Below are 4,062 nucleotides of genomic sequence, written 5' to 3'. Positions count from 1 at the left end.
CTGATCGGTAGATTCATGATGTTGATGAACGCCTTCCGTCCTGGTTGAAGGACGCGATACACCTCAGCCCACACCTTGCCGATTTCTTCCAACCAGGTCTCCAAATCGTGAATATTGCCCAAATCGCCTACCAGAGGCTCAGGGGAGTACATCTTGGCATTGAAATAAGGAGGAGAAGTCACCATCAGATGAACGCTGGCATCGGGCAACTCGCTCATTGAGCGGGCATCCCCCAACACAATGCGCTGGTGCGTCCCCTGCAACTCCAACTCCCACGTCCGACGCTCCGAAGATGGCACCCCGTGCCTCTTCTGAGATCCGGGGAACTTCCCTTGCTCGACCAACAAACGCAACTGCCGGATATCAAAGCGATACTGTCCACTGGCCGCACGCTGGGCAGGAATTTCACCCGCCTCGACCAACCGGTGCAACCGACGTACCGGGATACCCAAGACTTTGGCAGCCTCTCCAACCGAAAGATACCGTCGTTCACGGTAATCGTTACTCATGCTTTGATTGTATCACGCCCTGAGTTGCCTGCCGCCCACGCCCAAACCCACCGGCCCGCGAGATCTGGGATGGACCTCGCGGGCCGGCAGGCGTCTCACCAGAGGGCTTACATCTCGCCCTTGTCCAGTGCGCTTAGCGCCTGGTTCACCTCATCCAGGCGGGCTTCCAGATGGGCCTTGAAGGCTTCAAGGTACTCCCGCCGCTCCGCTGGGGGCAATTGTTGCGCTTCCCACTGCCAGCGGTAGCCGGGGCCACCGCCCCAACCCTGGACAGCCGCGGACCACCCCCGCCAGAAGCCCTGGCGACGCCAGCCGGGGCCTCCCCAACGGCCCCCGCCACGACCAAACTTGCCAAAACCGAACATCGTTGCACCTCCTGAAACCGGGATGGAAGCGCCGAGGTCAGGCCTCGGCGCGCGATACCTCCTTCAGTGCCGCGCCGGGGCTATCCTCCGCCCCAGTAGCGCCGCCCCCCTCACCACCGCCGGGGCGGCCCCGCCTCAGGGCCCTCAGGGCCGGAGCCGACCTGAGGCGGCAGCGCCTCGGCCACACCACCCAACGCCGCCAGCAACTCAGGCACGCCCTCGGCCAAACGGTAATGGATATAAGTCCCCCGGCGCTCCGTGGTCACCAGCCCGGCCTCGCGCAACACGGCCAGTTGCCGGGAAATATGGGGCTGGGGCCGGGCCAGCGCCTGCACCAGGTCCATCACATAAGCGCCCTGGTCGCCGATGGCTTCCAACAGCGCCAGCCGCATGGGATGGGCCAACGCCTGGGCCACCAGAGCCGCCCGTACCCACATGGCAGGAAAAGGTTGAGAAGGCATCGCACCCTCACATAAAGAGTTTGTTATGTAACGCAATCGTAATATACACTTGTTTGTTATATTTGTCAAGGTTTTGTGCGCCGCGCGCAACTTGACTTCGAGGCCAAGCCCTGGTAAACTGCAAACACCACCCGGCCATAGCCAACGGCTGCGAACGGGAAGAGTAGGCGTCGAAACGGGCGTACAGAGAGTTGGGCCGCAGGCTGAAAGCCCAACCGTCACGCCGACGCTGAATGGGCCCGGGAGCCGCCCGCCGAACGCCCTTATGGGTCAGTAGGCCGGGCCGGCTGGCCCCCGTTATCGGGCCAAAAGCGGGGTCAGGGGATGTGCCCAGTCTCGAAACGGCACGCCCCCAGCCCAAGTGGGGTGGCACCGCGCGCGCACCTTGCGCCCGTCCCCAAAGGGATGGGCGTTTTTTCATTCCTTTTCGACAAAAGGAGGCTCCCTTATGAGCAAGGAACGCAAACTTCGCGTCCTGACCGGCGATCGTCCCACCGGGAAACTGCACCTGGGACACTATGTGGGCAGCCTGAAGAACCGCCTGGCCCTCCAGGACAAATACGAGTGCTTCTTCATCATTGCCGATTTGCACACCCTCACCACCAAACCCACCAAGGCCGAAGTCGAACAACTCCGGCAAAACATCCTGGAAGTCACGCTGGACTACCTGGCCGTGGGCATCGACCCTGAAAAAAGCGTCATCTTTGTTCAATCGGCGGTACCCGAAACCTACGAACTCAATCTGATCTTCGAGATGCTGGTCACCCTGCCCCGACTGACCCGCCTGCCCAGCATCAAGGACATGGCCCGGGCGGCCAACATGGACGACGAAGCGGTCCCCTTCGGACTGGTGGGCTATCCCGTGCTCCAGGCCGTGGACATCCTGCTCCCACGCGCCCACCTGGTCCCCGTGGGCAAGGACAACGAAGCCCATGTGGAAATCACCCGTGAAATCGCCCGCCGGTTCAACCGCATGTACGGCAAGGTCTTCCCCGAACCCAAGGCGCTTATCGGAGAAGTTCCTACCCTCATCGGCATCGACGGACAGGCCAAGATGAGCAAGAGCCTGAACAACGCCATCTACCTCTCGGACTCCGAGGAAGAGGTCAACGCCAAAGTCCGCCGCATGTTTACCGATCCCACCCGGGTGCGCCCCGACATCCCCGCAGACCCGGACAAGCCGACCAATGTAGTCTTCCGCTACCACGACATTTTCAACCCCAACAAAGAGGAGGTGGAAGACCTCAAAGAACGCTATCGCCAGGGCAAGGTAGGCGATGTGGAAGTGAAGCAAAAACTGGCCCGCGCGCTGAACGCTTTTCTGGAGCCCATCCGTGAACGCCGCGCCCGCTACGAAGGCAAGCCCGAACTGATCGAGGAGATCCTCATCGAGGGCACCCGCCGCGCCCGGGAGGAGGCCCGCGCCACCATGGAACTGGTGCGTGAAGCCATGGGTATGTACGGCATTGAAATCAGCCGCAAAGTGGATGCTTTGGAGGATCGTCCCCCCTCCCCCTTGCGCGGCTAAGCGCCGCCCCTACCTGACGCACGCCGCCCCCGACAGGATACCGGGGGCGGTTCTTTTTCCGGGGGCGATCCCGTATCGGGAAGCCGAGCCAGCGAAGGGTCCGACATCCCGGTGCGGTTTACGACCTGGGGGGCGAGATGTCTTTTGGAGGCCACATCAACAACACCCCCAGGAAGCCCACGCCCTGCCCGATGAGCACGCCGGCCTGCTGCCACGGCCCAAAGGAGGGCGTCAACGGCCAGGGATGCGATCCCAATCCGAACACATCCGCCAGAGCGGCCAGGACCACCAACACCGTGCCGGTGGCCAGCAATCGGGCGCCGATATCGGCCCGCAAGGGCCAGGGCTGCCCTTTGGGCCACATGGCGGCGATGCTCCAATAAGCGCCGGCGGCGAAAATCACCCACCCCACCGACAGGATGAGCAATTGCACCAGCCCGACCCCCGGGGCGCGTTCCAGGCCAAACCATTGCGGCCTCATACCCACCAGATACAACGCCCATCCTACCAAGGCCACCAAGAGGCCCAAAATCAAACAGGCTTCACCGTTGCCTCCGGGCGAGGAAGGCTGCGCGCCATCGGAAAGGGGGGGCGACTCGTTTTCGGATCTGTTCATAAGCCTTTACTCGGAGATGCAGGGGCGAACTTTCTCGTCTGGTTATACCACAATTTGAGCCAGTGATATAATGAACCCATGAAACGAGGCACAGGGAAGAAAACGGGGACACTGCTCGGATGGCTGCTTTGGGGCGTCCTGGCGGTCTGGCTGGCGTTGGGCTCGGCACCCGCCCAGGCATCGGTTCCGGCCCAGGCCCTGACGCCCTTTCCCACCCCCACACCGGGGGCCGATGGGCGCATCTTGTATGTCGTCCAGCCGGGCGACACCCTATGGCGGGTGGCCGCCATCAGCGGCCTGACGGTGGACGAACTGCGGGAGTTGAACAACCTGGCCCCCAACGAAACCATCGTCCCCGGGCAAACCCTGCTTTTGGGCTTTGCCGGCCCTGTGCTGCCCACGCCCACTTTGGGGCCGACGGCCACGCCCACGGCGCTCCTCCCCACCCCCACCCCAGTTCCCGGGGTAGGCACCATCTGCGTGTTGCTCTATCTGGACGCCAACGGCAACGCCCTCTACGACGAGGGGGACGAACCCCTGCTGGCCGACGGCGCGGTGGGCCTCACCAACCGCGAAGGCACCG

6 protein-coding genes are annotated in these 4,062 nt (G+C 62.9%); 2 read left to right on the top strand and 4 right to left on the bottom strand.

Annotation, left to right across the window (positions count from 1 at the left end; translation table 11 throughout):
• The 3 genes from G4O04_06570 to G4O04_06560 all read right to left on the bottom strand — a co-directional run.
• A partial coding sequence (locus G4O04_06570; protein ID HEY58184.1) for a helix-turn-helix domain-containing protein occupies nt 1–509 on the bottom strand: 509 nt, incomplete at its 3' end.
• A 107-nt stretch (nt 510–616) separates the two neighbouring features.
• Complete coding sequence (locus G4O04_06565) at nt 617–874, bottom strand: DUF5320 family protein (protein ID HEY58183.1); 258 nt, start codon at nt 872–874, stop codon at nt 617–619.
• A gap of 110 nt (nt 875–984) precedes the next feature.
• On the bottom strand, nt 985–1,335 hold the full coding sequence (locus G4O04_06560) for a winged helix-turn-helix transcriptional regulator (GenBank protein ID HEY58182.1): 351 nt from the start codon (nt 1,333–1,335) through the stop codon (nt 985–987).
• Between the two features lie 448 nt (nt 1,336–1,783).
• On the opposite strand from G4O04_06560, the gene trpS reads away from it, so the two are divergent.
• Nucleotides 1,784–2,863 (top strand): tryptophan--tRNA ligase, encoded by a 1,080-nt coding sequence (trpS, locus tag G4O04_06555; protein HEY58181.1) that lies wholly within the window; start codon nt 1,784–1,786, stop codon nt 2,861–2,863.
• A gap of 118 nt (nt 2,864–2,981) precedes the next feature.
• Here trpS and G4O04_06550 read toward each other — a convergent pair whose 3' ends face one another.
• Entirely contained in the window at nt 2,982–3,479 is a 498-nt protein-coding gene (locus G4O04_06550) for a hypothetical protein (GenBank protein ID HEY58180.1), read from the bottom strand.
• A 78-nt stretch (nt 3,480–3,557) separates the two neighbouring features.
• Between G4O04_06550 and G4O04_06545 the strand changes: the two genes are divergently transcribed.
• Nucleotides 3,558–4,062: LysM peptidoglycan-binding domain-containing protein (locus G4O04_06545; GenBank protein HEY58179.1), on the top strand; the 505-nt coding region annotated here is incomplete at its 3' end.

Source organism: Anaerolineae bacterium (assembly GCA_011176535.1).
Classification (GTDB): domain Bacteria; phylum Chloroflexota; class Anaerolineae; order Anaerolineales; family DRMV01; genus DUEP01.
Note: the sequence above shows the minus strand (reverse complement) of the source record. Positions and strands in the feature narration are given on the sequence as shown.

Bases quoted from the DNA above. Each gene is read 5' to 3' on its own strand.
- G4O04_06565 (HEY58183.1), bottom strand. From the start codon at position 874: ATGTTCGGTTTTGGCAAGTTTGGTCGTGGCGGGGGCCGTTGGGGAGGC.
- G4O04_06560 (HEY58182.1), bottom strand. From the start codon at position 1,335: ATGCCTTCTCAACCTTTTCCTGCCATGTGGGTACGGGCGGCTCTGGTG.
- trpS (HEY58181.1), top strand. From the start codon at position 1,784: ATGAGCAAGGAACGCAAACTTCGCGTCCTGACCGGCGATCGTCCCACC.
- G4O04_06550 (HEY58180.1), bottom strand. From the start codon at position 3,479: ATGAACAGATCCGAAAACGAGTCGCCCCCCCTTTCCGATGGCGCGCAG.